Source organism: Granulosicoccus sp. 3-233, assembly GCF_052681095.1.
In genome coordinates this window covers 241,182-266,072 of sequence record NZ_JBQYLE010000003.1, presented here as the reverse complement: position 1 = coordinate 266,072, position 24,891 = coordinate 241,182, and the positions used below count along the sequence as shown (strand labels likewise).

1 protein-coding gene is annotated in these 24,891 nt (G+C 58.6%); it reads left to right on the top strand.

The window, feature by feature from the left end; all coding sequences use genetic code 11:
- Window positions 1-23 precede the first annotated feature (23 nt).
- Window positions 24-24,860 carry a hypothetical protein gene (locus tag ACUNV4_RS10465; protein ID WP_430878487.1) on the top strand — a complete coding sequence of 8,279 codons (24,837 nt, stop codon included), beginning with the start codon at window positions 24-26 and terminating at the stop codon, window positions 24,858-24,860.
- Window positions 24,861-24,891: the final 31 nt, after the last annotated feature.

Here is a 24,891-nt window from a genome sequence, read left to right as displayed (position 1 = left end):
AGTTCCTGAAAGGCGTTTTCTGAATGAATCAGCCCGGCAAGCAGTACATCGAGTTCAATGCAGGTGGTCAGCAACAGGTCGCGGTACAACCGCGTGGCGAACTGCTGCTCAGTGGTATTGCATTCGACGATGTGGCTGTCGACATCATCGATACGGATGTCATTCTGACCGATCCGGAGAACGGTGATCGTATCGTCCTGATGGGGCTGGCCCTCTTCCTGTTCGACGACGAAGAGGTGCCACTCATGTCATTCGACGGAGAGCCGGTTTCACCGAATCTGCTGTTGTCCAAGGTTGGCGAGATCCAGAACCTCACCATGCAGGAATTCGTGGCCGTCACCAGCCTGCTGGAAGACAGTTTCAAGACGTCCGAAGAAGAGCAGGAAGAATCGGAAGATCAGGAAGAGTCCGAACAGACACCACCGGATGTGCTCGCAGCGATCATGCAGGCCATCGTGTCGATGAACGAGGCGCAGCAGGCGGCATCGCCGAATGTGGAAGTGGCCAGTGACGAGGGCAAGTACGATCGCAAGGCCGTGGATGAGGAAGGCGATACGTTTCTGGAGAACAGCAAAACGGCCAGTGCGGATTCATCGGCGGCAGCCTCCTCATCCAGCGAGGCGCCCGATGTGCCGGAAGCGGAGATCCTGTTCGATCTGGCGTTGTTGCAGCCAGGACGTGTCGAAGCCGTGGAGGTTGTTGACGGTGTCGACACCCGCAAGGTGCTCGGTGGCGGTGGTTCGGAGGAGTCGGTCTTCAATCCGGCCAACGAAGCCCAGTTTTCTACCGAAGTGCTCAACTATGGCACCGTGGCGGATGACCTGATCATTCATACCGACAATCCGGATTACTTCGACGCGAATACCATGACGCGTGTGATCGAGATGAATCCGACGTTTCCGGCAGGTTTCAAGGTCACCGAAGTGAGTCTCAAGGGTTTTCCTGACGGATTCGTGATCGAGCATGCCGACAAGGTCGGCGATGCCTGGATCATCAATGATCCGCAGCTCAACGAGCAGGGGCTACTGAGTTTCAATCTGATCTACAGCGTACCCTCGGATGAGGGATTCCGCGTCGACTTTTCGGTGACCTCCGAGTTTCAGGTCGGATCGCTGGATTCCGAAGGATTGGAACTGGCCGTACCGTCCGAAACCCTGTTGACGTCCGAGGACAGCCGTGAATTCGAAGTCAAGGATGTGCTCAGTGCGACCGAGCTCAATTACACCAACAGCGCAGGCGAGGAAGTGTGGGTGCTGGCCAACAACCCGAATCCGAATCGGGTTTTCTCGGGTTTTGGTGATGATCACATCACCGGTTCGGTAGGCACCGATTTCATCCAGGGCGGCGGTGGTGATGACATCATCGACGGTGGTCTCGGCAACGATACCCTGGATGGTGAAGCGGGTGATGATCACCTGATGCATGGCAAAGGTCTGGATCAGATCATCGGCGGCTCGGGTGTCGACACCATGGATTACAGCGCTCTGGATACGGCCGTGCATGCCGATCTTTCCGTGCTGGTTGATGGTTTCTCCAACGTCACGGTAGACCCGGAAGGGCCGGATCTGGAAGTGGACCAGATCAAGGGTGTCGAGAACATCATCGCCGGGTCAGGTGATGACCTGCTCACGGGCGATCGGCAAGACAACCGTCTGGAAGGTGGCGCCGGTGATGACGTGCTGGTTGGCGGCGGTGGCAATGATGCCCTGGTCGGTGGAGAAGGCATCGACACGGCAGACTACAGCCTGACTACCGGTCCCATCACGATGGATCTGTCCCTGGACGAAGACAATGTCATCGTGGACGAGTCGAACATCGACACCCTGAGCGGTATCGAGAAGGTGATCGGTACGGATTTCGACGATGTGATGCGTGGCGGTGATGCCGATGACATTCTCGAGGCTGGCGATGGCAATGACCGACTCTCCGGTGGTGATGGCAGTGATACGCTGGATGGCGGTGACGGTGAACGGGATGTCGCGGATTTCAGTGATATCGACGAAGGGGTCAGGGTTGATCTGGGCGCTGCGAGCGATGCCGATGGCTATGTGTCGGCCATCCATGGAAGCAATGCGGATCGCCTGCGAAACGTGGAGGATCTGCATGGGTCCGCTCATGCTGACCAGCTGAGCGGTAACGAGCTTGACCAGTTCATCTGGGGCGATGCAGGTGACGATGTCATCGATGGGGCAGCGGGAGCTGATGTGCTCGATGGTGGCGCTGGCCAGGATGATGTCTCAGGTGGGAGTGGCACGGATACCTTCCTGCACAGTGATGGCAACGATCGACTCGATGGTGGAGCCGACACAGACACGCTGGATTTCAGTCAGACCGAATACGTCAGTCAGGTTGATGCCGTACTGAACGGTGAACAGGATTCACTGGTGAGCGTGACCGGCGGCGATGACCTGACGATCCGCAATATCGAGAACATCATCGGTACAGCAGGTGATGATCGTCTGCAGGGCGATGCCAGCGACAATGTGCTTGACGGTGGGGCGGGAGACGACGATCTGATCGGTGCTGCCGGTAATGATGTTCTGATCGGTGGTGAAGGTCGGGACAGTGCCGATTATTCGGTGGCAACGGTTGGCGTCAATATCGATCTGTCAGCCGGTGAAGTCAGCAATGATGGCTTCGGCGGACGTGACTCCATCGATGGCATCGAGGATCTCACTGGCAGTCGCTTCTCGGACACACTGTCCGGTGATGCGCAGGACAACGTCATTCGCGGTGGCGAGGGCGATGACACCCTGATCGGTCGTTCAGGCGATGACATGCTTGTCGGTGGAGAAGGGCAGGATACGGCCAGCTACGAGTTTTCCCGGTCAGCGGTAACCGTGGATCTCGCTGCCGCTGAACCGACAGAGGATGGCGAAGGGGGGCAGGATACCTTCGACAGTATCGAATCGGCAACGGGGTCTGCGTTCAATGACACCTTGCAGGGCGATGCGGGCGCCAACACGCTGTCCGGTCTGGCTGGTGATGATGTACTGGATGGTCGCGATGGTGACGATACACTTCTGGCAGGGGCCGGTGATGATACCTTGCTGGCTGGCCATGGCAGTGACAGTCATGACGGCGGTATCGGCATCGATGTTCTGGATTATTCTGCCCTGACGGAGGCCGACAGCATCGAGCTGACCTTGTCCGGAAGTCTCTATGCCCAGGTGACGGTCAATGGCGCTGACGATGATCAGGTCAGAAATGTCGAAACCATCCTTGCCACGTCGGGTGATGATCGCTTGGGCGGGGACGATCTGTCCAATTCCCTCTACGGTCTGGCCGGGGACGATGTCATCAGCGGCGGCGAAGGATCGGATCAGCTGTTCGGTGGAGAGGGCAACGATCAGTTGCGCTTCGATGATCTGACGGCCGACGGTATAACGCTGAGTCTGGTGACCAGCACGGCCTCCTACGGCATCGATGGCAGTACCGATCGATTCAGTGGCTTCGAATCCTATGCGGCAACGAATCAGGATGACACCATCCTGACATCCGATGGCATCGACCAGGTAGAAGGCCTGGGCGGTGATGATCATTTCCACAGCAGTCAGGGCAGCGACGTACTGGTGGGGGGCAGTGGGCAGGACATCGTCGATTATTCGCTGCAGTCGGAAATCGACCATATCGAGGCGACACTGGACGAAGGCAGAACCATTACCGTGACAGTGGTGGGGGGAGACGATGATCAGATAACCACCGTGGAAGGCATTGTCGGGTCGGCGGGCAACGACATTCTCACCGGCGATTCGCTGGATAACGAACTGGCTGGCTCGGCAGGTAATGATCTGCTTGATGGCGGCGCCGGCGATGATATTCTGCTGGGTGATTCCGGCAAGGATCGGTTTCTGGGCGGTGAGGGCGATGACAGTTATATCGGAGGTTCCGGTACCGATGTCATCGACTACAGTCAGGCCCGGGGTGGTATTTCGGTCGATCTGTCGGAGAACACCGCCATCAATGATGGTTTCGGTGGCCAGGACAGTATTTCAGGCGTCGAGGACATCGTGGGGACTGACGACAGAGACGTCATCAGCGGCGATGCTCGTGCCAATACGCTGACCGGCTCGGCAGGTGATGATGTCATTCGCGGAGGCAGCGGCTCGGACATCCTGGACGGTGGTGAAGGTCTGCTGGATGAAGTGCATTTCGATGACCTTCTGAACCATGGTGTCACACTGGACCTGGAGGCCGGATCCGCCTTCTTCGCCGGTGATGTCAGCACGGATGTCCTGACGGGGTTTGAGTTGTATTACATGACCAGTCAGGATGATCTGATCCGCGGATCCGCTGCTGCCGATACGGTATTCGGCGCGGCTGGCGAGGACAGCTTCCTGGCCAGTGCCGGTGCAGATGTACTGGACGGGGGAGGTGACAGCGACAGTATCGATTACTCGTCTCTGACCGAGGCCAGTTCCATCAGTGTCACGCTGGATGGTTCACGTACCGTGAACGTGGATGTCGGTGGCATCGGCATGCAGAGCATCACCCGCATCGAGAATGTGACCGGAACCCGAGGGGACGATCTGCTCGGTGGTGACGCACTGTCCAACCACCTGATCGGTGGTGCAGGCGATGACACGGTTTTCGGTGGTGCCGGCAGTGATCTGCTGGAAGGCGGTGATGGCCATGACGAGTTGCGCTTCGACGAACTGGGGTCGGTGGGTATCACCCTGACGCTGGGGACCGGCCTCGGAACCGCTGTCTACGCGGCGGATAACAGTACCGACACCTTTACCGGATTCGAACGCTATCTGACCACGCGGCAGGACGATATCGTGCAGACCTCCGAGGATGTCGATAGCGTGTACACACTCGCTGGAGATGATCGAATCGCTGCCAGTCATGGTGCGGATACCCTCGATGGCGGTCTGGGCGACGACTCCATTGACTACTCCGGTCTGAGTGGTGCCACGGGCATTCAGGTCGATCTTGATGGTGCCACAGCAGTTCAGGTGTTGGTGGATGGTGCGGACGATGACACCATCAGCAATATCGAGAACGTGACAGGCACCAGCGGCGCGGACAGGATCAGCGGCGATGAGCAGATGAATCGACTGCAGGGACTGGCTGGCTCCGACGTACTGGACGGGGGCGCGGGTGATGATCAATTGTCCGGCGGTGAAGGTGATGATCTGCTCACCGGTGGAGAAGGCAATGATCAGCTGTTCGGGGATCAGGGGGAGGATACCGTCAGTTATGCCGATGCCAGTGGTGGCGTCTCGGTCGATCTTTCAACCGGTACCACGGCCAATGACGGCTTTGGCGGCGAAGATGAACTGCGCAGCATCGAGAATGTCGAGGGCAGCGTCCATGCCGATGTATTGCAAGGCAATGGCAGCGACAACGAAATCAGTGGCAACAGTGGCGACGATACTGTCTACGGCGGTCTGGGCTCCGATGTACTGTCAGGCGGCGCGCATGTCATCGGTGACGTGTTGCGGTTTGATGACCTGATCGGCGGCAGCCTCGAACTGGATCTCGGCTTGCAGAGAGCCGTGTTCACCGGCGATCTGTCGGTCGATACGTTCAGCGGATTCGAGAGATACATCGGTACACAGCAGGCAGATACGCTGGAAGGGAGTGTACAGGAGGACATCGTGAGCCTTGAGGGCGGTGATGATCATCTGAATGCCTCTGCCGGTAGCGACACACTCGACGGTGGCGATGGCGCAGATACGCTGGATTACTCCGGGCTGAGTGGCATCAACGGCATCAGCATCCTGCTCAACGGTGACAGTGAGTCCGTGGTCAGTGTCGATGGTGGCGATGACGATACGATATCGAACATCGAACACCTGACTGGCAGCGCGGGTGATGACACACTCGGCGGTGATCAGTCCGACAACCGTCTGCAGGGGCTCGCGGGTGATGATCGGTTCATCGCCAGTGCCGGTACCGATGACATGCAGGGCGGTGCGGGATCCGACACGGTGGATTACAGCACACTGTCCACGGCCGATGCCATATCGGTGGAACTGCAAGGGGCGGCTGTGACCACCGTGACGGTCGATGGTGGTGATAACGACACGATCTCCGGGATCGAGAATGTGGTGGGTACCGCCGGCAACGATACATTGACAGGTGACGATGCTCGGAATCGTCTGGAAGGTCGAGCCGGTGATGACACCCTTGATGGTGGTGCTGATGCGGATACCCTGCTCGGTGGCGATGGGAATGATCTGCTGCTTGCCAGTGAAGGTGCGGATGTGGCAGACGGTGGTGCCGGACTGGATACGGTGGATTACTCGAGCCTGGCCGCAGGAGAGTCCATCGATGTGACGCTGGCAGGTTCTGTCGATGCCACTGTGTTCATTGCCAATGCAGACGATCAGACCATTCGCAATATCGAGAATGTGATTGCCACCGATGAGTCCGACCGGATCGTCGGTGATGCGCAGCAGAACCGGATACAGGCAGGCGCCGGTGATGATCTGCTCGGTGCATCGGCCAATAGCGACACACTCGATGGTGGCACAGGGTCGGATACGGTGGATTACTCGACCCTTGCCGATATCCAGCGGATCAGTGTGACACTGGATGGTGAGAACGAGAGCACGGTGCAGGTCAGTGGTGGTGCCGATGATCGCATCGTGCGAATCGAGAACGTGATCGGCACGGCCGGTAACGATTTGCTCGCCGGCGATAGTGCCGACAATCACCTGGAAGGTCTGGCCGGTAACGACACACTGGTGGGGGCGGCCGGAAACGATACGCTGGACGGAGGTGTCGGAGGGTCCGACACGGTGACCTATATCGACGCAGGTCAGGGTGTCATCGTGGATCTGTCCGCTGGTGTGGCCAGTGAAGATGGATACGGCAGTGTGGATACACTGATCGATATCGAACAACTGGAAGGCTCGGACTTCGCCGATGATCTGACTTCGGGTAGTGGTACCGACAGTATCGAGGCCGCAGCGGGAGACGACCGTATCACTGTGGGGCTGGGAGCGATCAGTGTCGATGGAGGCGCTGGGTCGGACACGGTGGACTACTCGACGCTGACGAGTGCGAATGCGGTCAGTGTGGAACTCGATGGGCAGAATTCGGTCACGCTCAGCGTGAACGCTGGTGATGACCAGACATTGAGAGCGGTCGAGAATGTCATCGGCAGTCAGGGCGATGATGTACTGACGGGTGACAACAATGCGAATCTGCTCGATGGCGGGCTCGGCAACGATACGCTGCAGGGGCTGGGTGGCAACGATGTGCTGATCGGCGGTGACGGTGAAGACCGCGCGGACTACTCGCAGGCCGGGGGTGCGGTGAATGTCGATCTGTCGGCGAACCGGGCAATCGATGACGGCGATGGTGGTACCGATAGCCTGTCCGGCATCGAGAATCTGTCGGGTTCGAATTTCGATGATGTGCTGATCGGTGACGCCAGTGACAACACCCTGCAGGGAAATGGTGGCGCAGACACACTGAGTGGCGGTGCCGGACTTGATGTCATGGATGGCGGTTCGGGAAATGATGTGGTGGACTACTCCACGGCCGCTGGAGACGTTGCCGTGGACCTGTCGGTGAATGCAGCCAGCAATGATGGCGATGGATCCAGCGATACCCTGCTGCGAATCGAAAACGTGGTGGGATCCTCGCAGGATGATCATCTGTATGGCGACAGCAATGCCAACCGGCTCAGTGGTGGCGTCGGCAATGATGTCTTGCGCGGATCCGGTGGCTTCGACAGGCTCGAAGGTGGTGACGGCTCGGATACGGCTGATTATTCCGCAGCCGTCAGCCAGGTCGTCGTCAACCTGGCCACGCAGACTGCCAGCAACGACGGCGATGGCAGTTTCGATACCTTGTCGGACATCGAGAACGTTCAGGGTTCCGTGCACAATGATGAACTGACGGGCAATGCAGAGAGCAATCAGCTGTCCGGTGGCGCCGGTAACGACGTGCTGATCGGGGCGGGTGGCAACGATGTCCTGGACGGTGGAGCAGGTGGTTCCGATACGGCCAACTACAGCGCCGCGACAAATGGCATCGATGTGAATCTGCAGTCGGGTCAGGCATTGTCCGATGGCTATCTGGCCACTGATACGCTGATCGACATCGAGAACGTGGTGGGCTCGGATCAGAACGATACGGTCGTTGGCAACGACAGTGCCAATCGTCTGGAAACCCGGGGTGGCGATGATGCGATCACGGCATCCAGCGGTAGCGATATCGTCGATGGTGGTGTGGGTTCGGATACGCTGGATTATTCGGGATTGAACGGTGTCAACGGCATCAGTGCCACACTCAATGGCGCCAGCGCCACTGTGGTGAATGTCGATGGCGGTGATAACGACACGATCTCCAATATCGAGCATCTGGTAGGCAGCACCGGAGACGATACGCTCGGTGGAGACGTCTCGGTCAATCGACTCGAAGGCCTGGAGGGTGATGACCGTTTCATTGCCAGTGCCGGAGCCGATGAGCTGATCGGTGGTGCCGGTTCGGACACTCTGGATTACAGCAGCCTGTCCGCAGCCAGCTCGGTATCAGTGGCATTGCAAGGGTCGAACGTGACGAGCGTGACGGTCAATGGCAGTGACAACGATACGATCTCGCAGATCGAAAACGTGGTAGGTACGTCGGGCAACGATACACTGAGTGGTGATGCCGAGCAGAACCGCCTGGAAGGCCGGGCCGGCAACGATACGCTGGACGGTGGCGCAGGGGCGGATACGCTGCTCGGCGGTGACGGTAGCGATCTGCTGCTCGCCAGTGAGGGGGCCGATGTGGCGGATGGTGGTAGCGGTGTGGATACCATGGATTACTCGGGCCTGGCCGCCGGACAGTCGATCGATGTGACCCTGGCGGGTTCTGCCGATGCCACGGTGATTGTCGCCAATGGGGATGATCAGACGATTCGCAATATCGAGAACGTGATTGCCACCGATGAAGCCGATCGAATCGTCGGCGACGATCAGGAGAACCGGATCGAGGCCGGGGCTGGTGATGATCTCCTTGGCGCGTCGGCCGGCAGCGATACCATCGATGGGGGTGATGGTTCGGATACTCTGGATTATTCCGGGTTGGCAGCTGCTCAGCGCATCAATGTGACCCTCGACGGTGAAGTGCAGAGTACCGTGCAAGTCAGCGGTGCTGCGGATGATCGTATCGTGCGGGTCGAGAACATCATCGCTACCGCAGGTAACGATACCCTGATCGGGGACAGTGAGGACAATCGACTGGAGGGCCTGGCAGGGGACGATCTGCTGATCGGTGCCGGTGGCAACGATACGCTGGACGGTGGTGCGGGCGGTTCGGATACGGTTGATTACAGCGCGGCGGCCAATGGCATCGATGTGGATCTGGCGGCAGGTCTGGCGTTGTCGGATGGCTATCTGGCTTCCGATACCCTGATCGATATCGAGAACGTGGTGGGCTCTGATCAGAATGATGTCATGGTCGGCAGTGACAGCGGTAATATCCTCGATGCGCGGGATGGGGATGATGCCATTACGGCATCGGCCGGCAGCGATACGATCGATGGTGGCGTTGGATCGGATACGCTGGATTATTCGGCGTTGACAGGTATCAATGGCATCAGTGCCACGCTCAACGGTGCCAGCAACACCGTGGTGAGTGTTGATGGCGGTAGTGATGACAACATTTCGAATATCGAACATCTGGTCGGCAGTACCGGTGACGATACGCTCGGAGGTGATGTATCCGTCAATCGCCTGGAAGGCCTGGATGGAGATGATCGCTTCATTGCCAGTGCCGGGGCTGATGAACTGATCGGTGGTGCGGGTTCGGATACGCTGGATTACAGCAGTCTGTCCGGAGCCGGCTCGGTATCGGTGGCCCTGCAGGGAGCCAATGTCACCACGGTGACAGTGTCAGGCGGAGACGATGACCGGATCACGCAGATCGAAAACGTGGTGGGAACCGCCGGCAATGATGTCCTGACCGGTGATGCCGAGCAGAACCGGCTGGAAGGTCGGGCCGGCAATGACACCCTGGACGGCGGTGCGGGGGCCGATACGCTGCTTGGTGGTGATGGCACGGATCTGCTGCTTGCCAGTGAAGGGGCTGATGTGGCAGATGGTGGTGCCGGCGTGGATACCATGGACTATTCGGGTCTGGCCTCGGGGCAGTCGATCGATGTCGCCCTGGCGGGTTCTGCCGATGCCACGGTAATCGTCAGCAATGGAGATGACCAGACGATTCGCAACATCGAGAATGTCATCGGCACGAGCGAATCGGATCGTATCGTCGGAGACAATCAGGAGAATCTGATCGAAGCCGGTGCCGGTGACGACACCCTGGGGGCGTCGGCCAACAGCGACATCCTGGATGGTGGCGCTGGTTCGGATACGCTGGATTACTCGACGATCGGCGGTATTCAGCGAATCAACGTGACTCTCGATGGGGAGATTCAGAGTACGGTTCAGGTCAGTGGTGGTGCCGATGATCGCATCGTGCGAATCGAGAATGTCATCGCCACGGCAGGCAACGATACACTGACCGGCGACAGCGCAGACAATCGCCTTGAAGGTCGGGGCGGCAACGATACGCTGATTGGTGCGGCAGGAAACGATATCCTGGATGGTGGCATCGGTGGGTCCGACAGGGTGACCTACAGGGATGCGTCTCAGGGTGTGGTAGTGGACTTGTCCACCGGCATCGCCAGTCAGGACGGGTTTGGCAGTGTGGATACCCTGATCGATATCGAGCGACTGGAAGGCTCGGATTTTGCCGATGAACTGACCTCTGGCAGTGGCACCGAGCGCATCGAGGCCGCCGACGGTGATGACCAGATCACGCTGGATCTGGGCGCCGTCAATGTGGATGGTGGAGCGGGTTCCGATACGGTGGACTATTCGGCATTGCAGAGCGTGAATGCCGTGAGCGTGGAGCTGGACGGCCAGAACAGCGTCACCCTGAGTATCGCCGGATCGGATGATCAGACGCTGACGGCGATCGAGAACGTGATCGGCAGTCAGGGTGATGATGTCATCACCGGGGACAACAGCACGAACAGACTGGAAGGCGGTCTGGGTGACGATACATTGCAAGGCCGGGGTGGTGACGATACGCTGATTGGCGGTGAGGGGGCCGACCGTGCGGATTACTCGCAGGCAGGTGGTTCAGTGAATGTGGATCTGTCCGCGAATCGCGCTGCTGATGACGGCGATGGAGGCACGGATACCCTGACGGGGATCGAGAATCTGTCAGGCTCGAACTTCGACGACGTCCTGGTTGGTGATGCCAGTGACAATGAACTACTGGGCAACAGTGGGGCAGACACACTGATCGGTGGGGCCGGAGTTGATGTTCTGCATGGTGGTCTGGGCGATGACGTGGCAGATTATTCGACGGTCTCCGCCAGTGTATCGGTGGATTTGTCGGCCAATACGGCAAGTGCCGATGGATCCGGAGCAAGCGATACGCTGCTCAGTATCGAGAATGTGGTCGGCTCCTCGCAGGACGATACCCTGTTCGGGGATGGTGAGGCGAACGAACTCAGTGGCGGCGTGGGAGATGATGTGCTGCGAGGCAGCGGTGGCTTCGATCGCCTCAATGGTGGGGATGGCTCGGATACGGCCGACTACTCTACCGCGGCCAGCAGGGTGGTGGTCAATCTGGATATCCAGAGCGCCAGCAATGACGGCGATGGCAGTTTTGACACCTTGTCGGCCATCGAGAATGTACAGGGTTCGGCACACGATGATGAGCTGACCGGCAATGCAGACAGTAACCGACTGTCCGGTGGCGCCGGTTCGGACACCCTGGTGGGTGCCGGCGGCAATGATACGCTGGACGGTGGTGCCGGAGGCTCGGACACGGCTGACTACAGCGCGGCGGCATTTGCCATCGATGTGGATCTGCAGTCGGGTGAAGCCTTGTCCGATGGATACCAGGCAACCGATACGCTGATCGACATCGAGAATGTGGTGGGGTCGGCTCAGGACGATGCCATAGTCGGCAACGGCAGTGCCAATCGTATCGAAGGGCGAGCGGGAGACGATGCCATTACCGCATCGGCAGGCCGGGACACGATTGATGGCGGCGATGGGGCCGATGTACTCGACTATTCGGGCCTGAACAATGTCAATGGTATCAGTGCCATCCTCAACGGTGCCAGTGCCACTGTCGTGAGTGTCGATGGAGGCGATGATGATACGATTGCCAACATCGAGCATCTGGTGGGTAGCCTCGGCGACGATACACTGGGTGGTGATATCTCGGCCAATCGCCTTGAGGCTCTGGATGGAGATGACCGCTTCATAGCCAGTGGTGGAGCCGACGAACTCTCGGGTGGCGAGGGTTCGGATACCCTGGATTACAGCACGTTCTCGTCAGCCACCTCGGTGTCGGTCGTGTTGCAGGGCGATACCGTCACGACGGTCACGGTGGCCGGCAGTGAGAATGATCGCATATCCGGCATCGAAAACGTGGTCGGCACGGCCGGTAATGATTCACTGACCGGCGACGATGGGGAGAACCGTCTGGAAGGTCGTGCCGGCAATGACACGCTCGACGGGGGCGAGGGTGCGGATACGCTGCTGGGCGGTGATGGAGAGGATTCACTGATCGCCAGCGCCGGGGCGGATGTCTCCGATGGCGGCGCTGGTCTGGATACGGTGGACTACTCCGGACTGGCCTCCGGGCAATCGATCGATGTGACGCTGGCAGGGTCTGCCGATTCGACGGTGGTCATCGCCAATGGTGACAATCAGACCATTCGCAATATCGAGAACGTGATTGCCACCGATGAGTCGGACCGGATTGTCGGTGATGGCAGACAGAACCGGATCGAGGCCGGGGCCGGCGATGATTCACTGGGCGCTTCTGCAAACAGCGATACGCTGGATGGTGGCGCAGGCTCGGATACGCTGGACTATTCCTCGCTGGCAGGGGTGCAGCGCATCAGTGTGGTACTGGATGGTGAGAACCAGAGTACGGTACAAGTCAGCGGTGGTGCAGACGATCGCATTGTGCGAATCGAAAACGTGATCGGAACAGCGGGCAATGATTCACTCATCGGAGATGGTGAGGGCAATCATCTTCAGGGACTGGCTGGCGACGACATGCTGGTGGGTGCTGCCGGTAACGATATTCTGGATGGCGGTACCGGTGATACCGACACGGTGACCTATATCGATGCGGGACAGGGCGTGACGGTCGATCTGTCTACCGGTATTGCCAGTGAAGATGGATTCGGCACGGTTGATACCTTGATCGATATCGAGCAACTGGAGGGTTCGGATTTTGCCGATGTGTTGATATCGGGAACCGGTACTGAACGCATCGAAGCCGCGGACGGGGATGATCGGATCACCCTGGGCCTGGGTGAAATCAGCGTGGATGGCGGTGATGGATCCGATACGGTGGATTATTCGGCGCTGGTGGATGCCAATGCGGTGAGCGTGGAACTGGATGGTCAGAACAGTGTGACTGTCAGCGTCACGGGCTCCGATGATCAGCTTCTGACAGCAGTCGAGAACGTGATCGGCAGTCAGGGTGATGATGTGATCACGGGCGACAGCAATGCCAACACTCTGGATGGTGGTCTGGGCAATGACATCCTGCAGGGACTGGCTGGCGACGACACGCTGATCGGAGGCGACGGGGTGGATCGTGCAGACTATTCACAGGCCAGTGGTTCAGTGAATGTGGATCTGTCCGCCAATCTGGCGAGTGATGATGGCAATGGCGGGGTGGACACCCTGTCGGGTATCGAGAATCTGTCGGGTTCGAATTTCGATGATGTACTGGCAGGTGATGCCAGTGACAATACGCTGCTGGGCAATGGTGGATCCGACAGACTGACCGGTGGTGCCGGAATTGATGTACTCGACGGCGGCGGTGGTAATGATGTTGCGGACTATTCGACCGCCGCCGGCGAGGTGTCGGTAGATCTGGCAGCCAATGCGGCAACAATTGATGGAGACGGTTCCAGCGACAGCCTGTTGCGCATCGAGAATGTTCTGGGATCCTCACAGAACGATACGCTGTACGGCAATCATGTCGCCAACGAACTCAGTGGTGGTGACGGCGATGATGTACTGCGTGGTGCCGGAGGCAGAGATGTCATCGACGGTGGAGATGGTGTGGACGATGTCGACTACTCGCAGGCTGCATCCAGAGTGGTGGTGGATCTGGCAAGCCAGAGTGCCAGTAATGATGGAGATGGCAGTTCCGATACGCTGATCGCCATCGAGAATGTACAAGGCTCGGACCATGATGATCGCTTGTCCGGCGATGGCCAGAGCAACAGGCTGTCCGGTGGCGTTGGGGCGGATACGCTGATCGGTGCTGGCGGAAACGACACTCTCGATGGCGGTGCGGGTAATTCGGATACGGTGGATTACAGCGCTGCGAGCAATGCCATTGATGTCGATCTGGCCCTGGGTCAGGCGCTGGCCGATGGTTACCTGGCCACCGATACATTGGTCGATATCGAGAACGTGGTGGGCTCCGATCAGGATGATCTGATTGCGGGCGATGATGGCGCCAATACACTGCAGGGAGGCAGTGGCAGTGATGAGCTGATCGGGCGTGCAGGTGCCGATACCCTGGATGGTGGGCTGGGTATCGATACGGCAGATTATGGTGACGCAGCGGCGGCAGTCACGGTCGATCTGAGCGACGGCAGCGCATCTGACGATGGTGATGGCAGTACGGATACGCTGATCGATATCGAGAATCTCACTGGATCGGACTACAACGATGATCTGCGAGGCGACTTCGGCAATAACCGGCTCGATGGCGGTGACGGTGACGATGTGCTCAGTGGGGCTGCCGGCCAGGATGTGCTGATCGGCGGGGGTGGTATCAACACGGCCGATTACAGTGGTGCCAGCTCGGGCATCAATGTGAACCTGAGCTCCGGGCAGGCAACTCTCGATGGCGATGGGGGTTCGGATACTCTGCAGGAGATCCAGAACGTCACGGGTACGGTCTTCGATGACACGATGGTCGGTGATGCCGAGGACAACATCCTGCTCGGAGGCAATCGCAATGACACTCTGGAAGGGCGCGGGGGAGCCGACACACTGAACGGTGGAGCCGGCATGGATACCATCGACTACGGTCAGGCGGTCGGTGCTGTGACCGTCGATCTGGCTGCCAATACCACCACGGATGATGGCGACGGTTCTTCCGATACACTGGTACAGATCGAGAATGTGAGCGGTTCGGCGGGCGCTGATTCGATAACCGGTGATTCAGCCAACAATGTGTTGTCCGGTGATGATGGCGACGACATTCTCATCGGCGCGGGCGGCAACGATACACTCGATGGCGGTGCTGATATCGATACGGTGGACTACTCGGCTGCCGCTTCAGGTGTTCGGGCCAGCATCGAAAGCGGCGTCACGACCAATGACGGTGATGGCGGCAATGACATACTGCTCGAGATCGAGAATCTGACGGGCTCGAATTTCGATGATGTTCTGGAAGGTGATGCCGGTTCGAACAGTCTGTCGGGCGGCACTGGTGATGATCGTCTGTCCGGCTTTGCCGGCAATGACTCGCTGGATGGTGGTGCCGGGGACAATACGGCAGACTATGAGGAGGCGGATGCCGGTATCACCGTTGACCTGTCCGTGCAGCAAGCCAGTGATGATGGTTTCGGGTTCGTGGACACGCTGCAGAATATCCAGAACATCAGCGGATCTGCTCATGACGATGACATTGCCGGAGACGCTGCCGGCAACGAGTTGATCGGCAATGATGGTGATGACACCTTCAAGGCAAGTGCAGGCACGGATACCCTTGACGGGTCGGACGGTGTCGATACCGTGGACTACTCCGCCCTGGCCGGTGGTGTGAGTGCCGCCTTGCAGGGATCTGCCGATTCCACCGTGGTAGTGCAAGGCGGGGACAACGATACTCTACGCAACATCGAGAACCTGACGGGCAGTGCCGGAGATGATGTGCTGGCCGGTGACAACCTGGTCAATGAGATACAAGGTGGTGACGGCGATGATATCGTCTACGGCGGCACCGGCAGTGATGTACTGGATGGTGGTGCGCACACCAGCGGTGATCAACTGCGATTCGATGACCTCAATGGCGTCGGTATCGCGCTAGATCTTGACAACGGTACTGCAAGCTATTCAGCCGATGGCAGCACGGACTCCTTCAGTGGCTTCGAATCCTATGCCCTGTCGCAACAGGCCGACAGTATTGCCGGATCCACCGGAGCCGATATCGTCGAATCTCTCGGTGGCGATGATGTATTCAGTGCCAGCCAGGGGCAGGACAATCTGGACGGTGGTGTCGGCTCCGATACCATCGACTACTCCGGGTTGCCGGGCATCAGTCGTATCGAGGTGAATCTGTCGGGTTCGACACCCAGTGTGGTACAGGTCACCGACGGCGACAATGACAGCATTGCTTCCATCGAGAATGTCATTGCCACCATGGGCAATGATGTGCTCAATGGTGATGCCGAAAACAACACGCTGCAGGCGATGGCCGGCGATGATGTGCTCGATGGTGGAGACGGTAACGATACGCTGTCCGGGGGCGAGGGCAACGATACCCTGATTGCCAGTCATGGTGAAAACACCTATGACGGGGGGGATGGCAACGATACCGTGGACTATTCGACCCTGGCCGACATCACCAATGTGCAGGCAGTACTGGGCGGAAGCTCGACGACGACCATCACGGTAAACGGCGCTGCAGGTACCAATGATCTGGCCAGAAATGTCGAGAACCTGATCGGTACGGCCGGCAACGACAGCTTGACCGGTGACAACCTGGTCAATCGTCTCGAGGGGAGCGATGGTGACGATACGCTGGAAGGGCGAGGTGGTGCCGACACGCTGATTGGCGGTGATGGCATCGATACCATTGTCTACTCGAGCTACGGTGTCGGGGAAGGCATCAGTGTCGAGCTCGATGGCAGCAATGCGGTGGATGTGCTGGTCAATGGCAACGACACCGATCGAGTCAGCGAAGTCGAGAATGTCGTTGGCTCCGAAGGAGATGATCTGCTGATCGGTGATGACCTGGCCAATGTGCTGGACGGCGCCGGAGGAGATGACATTCTCACCGGGGGGAGCGGCTACGATGTACTGAAGGGTGGCGATGGTTCGGATACGGTCGACTATTCGCGCGAGAGGGGAATCAATTTCATCAGTGTGCAGCTCAATGGCGGCAACCCGGTAACGGTGACTGTCGATGGCGCTGCCGACAATGATGAATTGCAGGCCATCGAGAATGTGATCGGAACGGAAGGCAATGACATCATCTACGGCGGTGGCAGTGTCAATACCATCGAGGGGCGGGGTGGCGATGACGTGATCAGAGGTGGTACGTCGAACGACCGGCTTGACGGCGGTAGCGGCACCAACACACTGAGTTTCGCCGATTCGAGTGCCGGCATCACCGCGGACATGGCGAACACGGTGGGTGGCTTCTTCGATGTGGTTCACGGCACCGGTGAAGTGGACAGTGCCGCGAATTTTGCCCACGTCATCGGATCCGGTGGTGCGGATGACATTGCCGGTGATGAGTCGGACAATTACCTGGAAGGCGCTGTCGGCATGGATCGCCTGTTCGGTGCCGGTGGCAACGACACCTTGTCCGGTGGGTCGAACGTAGACGTGCTTGATGGTGGTGAAGGCGATGACACCCTCATCGGCGGCGGTGATGATGATGTGCTGACCGGTGGTGACGGTGATGATCTGCTCGACGGTGGCGATGGCGATGATACCTTCAATGCGGGCAACGGCGCTGACGATTTCGATGGCGGGGCCGGGAATGATCTGCTGGATTACAGTGTGCACTCGGCAGCCAGTTCCATCAGTCTGACACTGACAGGCAGTACTGCTGCCACGGTTACCGTTGCAGGTTCGGTGGATGACACGGTAAGAAACGTCGAACATGTTCGAGGTACGGATGGTGCCGACACACTGATCGGAGACAGTAATGACAATGATTTCCAGGCCGGCGATGGAGACGACATCCTGTCCGGAGGCGTGGGCGGTACCAACACCATCGACGGAGAAGCGGGCGACGATACCTTTCTGGGAAGCACCGGTCAGAGCTTCTACTACGGTGGGGCGGGCAGTGATACAGCCGATTATTCCGCAACGGCCGATACCTCTTCCATATCGGTAAAGCTCGACGGTGACTCTCTGGCCATCGTGTCGCAGGTAGGCACCATCAATGATCAGTTGAAGAATGTCGAGAACATCATAGCCACCAGTGGCAACGACACCCTGTCGGGAGATGACAGAGCCAATCACCTGCAGGGGCTTGTTGGGGATGACGTGATTGCCGGAGGGGCAGGCATCGATCTGCTCGATGGCGGAGATGGCAACGATACCGTCGACTACGAGGAAGCGGCTGCCGGAATCGTCGTGGATCTGTCAAACAATGAGGCCAGCGATGATGGTGACGGTGGAAGCGATACCTTTGTCAGCCTCGAGAACGTACAGGGGTCCCGATTCGACGATTTCATCACCGGTGATGACAACGCCAACAGTCTGAGAGGACTTCTGGGTGATGACACCTTTGTCGGCGGTGCCGGCATCGACAGCATCAATGGTGATGACGGGGTCGACACGGTGGATTATTCTGCCGAGGTCGGCGTGACGGCGGTGACGATCACCCTGGCAGGCAGCGCGACGGTCCAGGCCGTACTGAGCGGTTCGGATAATGACGAAGTCCGCAATGTCGAGAATGTGATCGGCAGCAGCGGTGACGATGAACTGCACGGTGACAGCCTTGACAATCATCTGCAGGGTGGTGATGGCGATGATCTGATGTCCGGGGGTTCCGGCAACGATATTCTCGATGGTGGGGCCGGCAGCAATGAGGTGACCTATGACAATTCGCTGCGGGCCATCAACGCTGACATGAGCACGGGCGTCGATGGTGTCTATAACGTGAATGTCGGCGACGCCGATGCGGACACCGGCCTGTATGATGAAGTGGATCAACTGATCAATGTCGTCAATCTGTCGGGCAGTCTGGGCAATGACCGCATTACCGGTGATGAAGGCGAGAACGTATTGCACGGCAATGGCGGTGACGATTACCTCAGAGGCGGCGATGGTGTGGACACGCTGTATGGAGATGCGGGCAATGACAATCTGGATGGTGGTGCCGGAGACGATTTCCTGTATGGCGGCAGCGGTGGCTACGACCGTTTCTATGATTCGGAGGGTGCCGATTACTACGACGGTGGCACGGGTGGCTATGACCTGTTGTACTACCATCTGTCACCGGGAGTGGACAGCATACGCGTCGAGCTGGATGGGGGAAATGCAACAACGGTAACCGTCAATGGAGGTGATGATGATACCGTGATCAATATCGAGCGCGTGGGGGGCACTGCCGGTGATGACTACTTTGCCGGAGACAGTTTCATCAACTACTTCTACGGTTATGGTGGTGATGACCTGTTCATCGGTTCCGGTGGCAATGACTACATAAACGGCTACGGCGGCGTCAACACGATGGACTACAGCGCCTTCACCACGGTCATCTCCAGTTCCATCGATACGGGTAGTCAGTACCTGGTCAACAAGGGCGGAAGTGGAACGGATACACTCAACTCCATCACTCGACTGATCACCGGGTCGGGCAACGACAATATCACCACGGGTCAGAGCAGTGCCTTCATTCAGACCAATGCCGGTGATGACAGCGTACTGATCGCCTATGATGGCGTCAGTGTGGAAACCGGCAGCGGTCAGGATGATGTCGAGATCGATGCGGGTACCATCAGCCTGGATACGGGCGAGGGCGACGATATTGTTCAGATCAATGATAGCGGGGCCACGCTGGTTCTGGGTGATGGTGATGACACGGTATCCGTCACTGACTTGTATACCTTCACCGCCGAAGGGGGTGATGGCAACGATCTGTTTCATGTTCGCGGCGGTGGTCTGATCATCGATGGGGGTGATCAGATTGATGAGGTGGACTACTTCAGTGCCAATGGTGGTGTCACGGTTGTGTTGACGGATTCCGGTGACAGCACTGCAACGGTCGAGGGACTGGCAACTGATATCCTGCGCGATGTCGAGTCGGTGCGAGGTACCGATCTGGATGACAGTATCGTCGGCAACAGTGCCGACAACGAGCTGCACGGGCGTGGTGGTGACGACAGTTTCATTGCGTCCACCGGTGCCGACAGCATCGCCGGTGGGTCTGGTGAGGATTCGGTGGACTACAGCAGCTTTGGTGCAGGCAACAGCATCAGCGTCACTCTGGATGAATCCAGTGAGGTCACGGTCAGCGTCAGCGGTTCTATCGATCAGACGCTCAGTGGTATCGAGAACCTGGTGGGTACGGCAGGCGATGATTACATTGCCGGAGATGCCGAAGACAACATTCTGGAAGGTGGTAGCGGTAACGATCACATCATGGGTAGCGCCGGCGATGATGTTCTGACCGGGGGGGCCGGTATTGCGGATATTCTGGACTACAGCGGATTCACCACAGCGCTGGAAATCGATTTCGATGCTGGCACCGCCGAAGATGGCAATGGTGACAGAGACCGTTTCAGCGGTTTCGAACAGTATGTGCTGACTGCACAGACCGATACGATATTCGGTTCCACCGGCGATGATATTCTCGGCGGCGCGGCGGGCGACGACTACTTTCATGCCAGCGCCGGTGAAGATGTGCTGGATGGTGGTCTGGATGTGGATACTCTGGATTACTCCACGTTGGCCATCAGCAGTCTCAGCGTGGTTCTGAACGGCAGTGCTGCCGTGACGGTCAACGTCAATGGCGGAGACAATGACAGCATCGCCGGGTTCGAGAATGTTGTTGGCAGTACGGGAGCAGACACCATCACCGGTGATGCGCTGGACAATACCATCAGTGGTTTCATCGGCGACGATACACTCGATGGCGGTGCCGGGGACGACATCGTCAATGGCGATGCGGGCAATGATCGGCTGATTGCCAGCGTCGGCGCTGACCGCTTCGACGGTGGCGCGGGTATCGATACGCTGGACTACTCCTCGTTGAGCGGTACGGCTGGAGTTACCTTGAATCTGGATTCGGCCACTCTGGTGGATGCTACCGTTGCCTCCGGGAGTGTGGATTCGGTGGTGAATGTCGAAAACGTGATCGGCACCGATGCCGATGATGTCATTGTCGGTGATCTCAACGACAATGACTTGCAGGGTGGCGACGGAGCGGATGATCTGCGGGGTGACTCGGGCGATGACACACTGAGTGGTGAGGCAGGCAATGACACGCTGGATGGCGGTGCAGGCGCGGATGTTCTGGCTGGCGGTGCAGGGGACGACACGCTGTCGGGAGGCGATGGCAGCGATACGCTGGACGGCGGTAGCGATAATGATTTGCTGGCGGGTGGCAACGATGACGATCAGCTCAGTGGTGGTGCGGGCGATGATGTCCTCGATGGCGATACCGGTAATGATACGCTGCAGGGTGAGGAAGGTGATGATGATCTGGACGGTGGGGACGGGGTTGATGTACTGTCGGGTGGCATCGGTAACGATACTCTGCAGGGGGGAACCGGCAACGATGAACTGAGCGGTGATGCCGGTGATGACATCGTGCAAGGCGGGGACGGTGACGATCAGCTGCTTGCCGGACTGGGTGCCGATCAGTTCGACGGTGGTACCGGCTCTGACACGCTGGATTACAGTACACACGCCAACGCAGCTTCGATAGCCGTGACACTGGCCGGTGCGGGTGCAGGAACGGTTGTCGTCAGCGGTGATGTCAATGATGCGATCACGAATGTCGAGAACGTGATCGGTACCGGTGGCTCGGATGTCATGGTGGGCGATGATCAAGCCAACAGGCTTGACGGGGGGCAGGGTAATGATCAGATCGATGGCGGTGCTGGTGCCGATACGCTGATCGGTGGCGAAGGCAATGACACGCTGGATGGCGGTGCGAACGACGATACCCTGGTCGGTGGAGAGGGCAATGACCTGCTGATTGCCGGTGAAGGTGCGGATACGATGGACGGCGGCGCCGGCAACGATGTCGTTGACTATTCCGCCCTGGTCACCGCAACCGGCGTGACGCTGGCACTCGACGGGTCAACCACGACGACGGCCACCGTGGCTGATGGCAGCAACGATACCATCGTCAATATCGAGAGCATCATTGGTACGGGCAGTGACGATAACCTGAGCGGTGATGCAGGCAGCAATACGCTCATCGGCGGTGACGGAGATGACAACCTGGCGGGTGGTGCTGGCATCGACATTCTCCAGGGTGGGTCAGGTGCTGACCAGATCGATGGCGGTGCCGGCAATGATTCGATCGATGGCGGCGATGACGATGACCTGGTGCTGGCCAGTGATGGCGTCGACACGATCGATGGTGGCAGCGGCACGGATACCCTGGATTACAGTTCGCTGGGAAGCGTTACAGCGGTAGCGCTCACCCTGAACGGCTCGGTGGCAGCTACGGCTGCGGTCAGCGGGTCCGGTAATGACATCGTCAGCAATGTCGAGAACATTGTCGGCAGTTCGGGGGATGACACCCTGACCGGCGATGGTGCGGACAATACCCTGAGTGGTGGTGCCGGCAATGATCAGCTCACGGGCAATGCCGGTAGAGACCAACTCGAAGGCGGTGACGGAGATGATCAGCTGGATGCTGGCGATGGTGCAGACTGGGTTGACGGCGGAGCGGGCAATGACGTCATCGTGGCTGGCGGAGGTTCCGATCAGATCGATGGTGGTGATGGAATCGATGTCGTCGACTATTCGGGCATGAGCGGAGCAGGCAGCGTGACGGTTGCACTGGATGGTGCGACCACCGTGACGGCAGTTGTTACCGGTGACGTCGATGACTCACTGACCCGGATCGAGAATATCGTCGGTTCGATCGGCAATGACGATCTGACGGGGGACAGTGCGGCCAATGAACTGTCCGGTCATCTCGGTGATGATGTCATCGACGGCGGTGATGGAGACGATACGCTCTCCGGCGGTGCCGGGGATGACACGCTTGAAGGTGGCGATGGCAACGACATCGTGTCCGGTGGTGCCGGTGCAGACCAGCTCCTTGCCGGCGAGGGGGCGGACGTATTCGATGGTGGTGATGATGTCGACACGCTCGACTACAGTCTCCACGGTAGCGCCACATCCCTGGAGGTTGTCCTGAACGGCAGTGTGAGCGCCAGTGTTGCCGTCGAGAACGCTGCAGATGATCTGGTTCGCAACGTGGAGAACATCATTGGCACGTCGGGTGCTGACTCGATGACAGGTGATTTCCGTGACAACATTCTGTCTGGCGGTGATGGCGATGACCAGATCAACGGTCGTGACGGCGACGATCAGCTTCAGGGGGGCGCCGGAGCTGACACCCTGCACGGCAGTTCGGGTGACGATGACCTGGTCGGCGGATCCGGTGATGACACTCTGACAGGAGGCAGCGGCGAGGATACGCTCGACGGGGGCGACGGTACGGACACCCTGGATGGCGGAACAGGTAGTGATTCGCTGGATGGTGGTGCTGGGGATGACACTCTGCTGGCCAGCACGGGTAGCGATCTCATTGACGGTGGTAGCGGACGGGACCGGGTCGACTACTCGGGTCTGACAGGTGTCAGTGGAGTCTCTCTGACACTGGCAGGTGCTGTCCCGTCGACTGCCAGCCTCTCCGGAGGGAGTGTCGATGATGACACCGTGGTCAATATCGAGGATGTCACCGGCTCGACAGGCGATGATGTTCTTGTCGGCGATGCCGCTTCCAATGACCTGCTTGGTAACGATGGCGATGACACGATCAGCGGTGGTGGTGGTGCCGATACCCTCTCCGGCGATGCCGGTGATGACATTCTGTCAGGCGGTTCTGGTGGAGATGTCCTGACAGGTGGAGCTGGAAACGACATTCTGGATGGTGGCGCCGGCGACGATACCCTGAATGGCGGCGATGGACGCGACACACTGACGGGGGGCAGTGGCAACGATATCGTATCGGGTGACGCCGGAGATGATCAGATCATCGCTGGCGAGGGCGCGGACACCATCGACGGTGGTAGTGGATCGGATACGCTGGATTACAGTAGTCACGGTACCGCATCGTTCGTCGACATTTCACTCAATGGTAGTGTCGCAACGAGCGCCGTTCTCGATGGTGCCGACAACGACATCGTCCGGAATGTCGAGAATGTCGTGGGTACTGATGGTGATGATACCCTGACGGGCGATCTGGCTGACAATACCCTGGTTGGCGGTGCCGGCAATGACCAGCTCAGTGGAATGGGGGGGCAGGACATGCTGCAGGGAGGCACGGGCAGTGATGTACTGGACGGTGGAGTCGGTGATGACACGCTCGACGGTGGAGCCGGCAATGATCGCTTGATCGGTGGTGACGGTGATGACATTCTCACCGGAGGTACCGGCGTGGATACGGCAGATTACAGTACCTCGGCCACTGCCGTGACAGGCGGTACAGTGCGTGCTTCATCGGCAACGGTCGAGCAGGGCGCTGATACCGATACCCTGTCATCCGTCGAGCAGTTCGAACTGACAGCCGAGGATGACCTGCTGACATTCGACATGAGCGCACTGAGTTCGGCAACCCTGGACGCCGGTGCCGGCAGCGATACCGTGGCCATCGTGGACGCCCTGTCGGGTGACAATCTGTCGGATGCCGGTATCGAAGGTCTGGACCTGGCGTCGGTGTTCAATAACGTGGAGACCATCGACTTCACCGGAACCGATCTGCTGGACGGTGATACCTTCGATATCGGCAATGAGGATATCAGTGGTATGGTCGGCAGTGGCGATACGCTGAATATCAACGTGGATGGTACACGTATCACCCTGGCTGATATCAATGTGCTGCAGCAGGGAAGCGGGAATATTGTCGATGACAGCATCTCGGGTAACACACGCACAGTGGAATGGGATAACGGAATACACCTTGTCGTCAACGGTTGACAGGTAATACAACGGTTTCTTGGTACGAAGT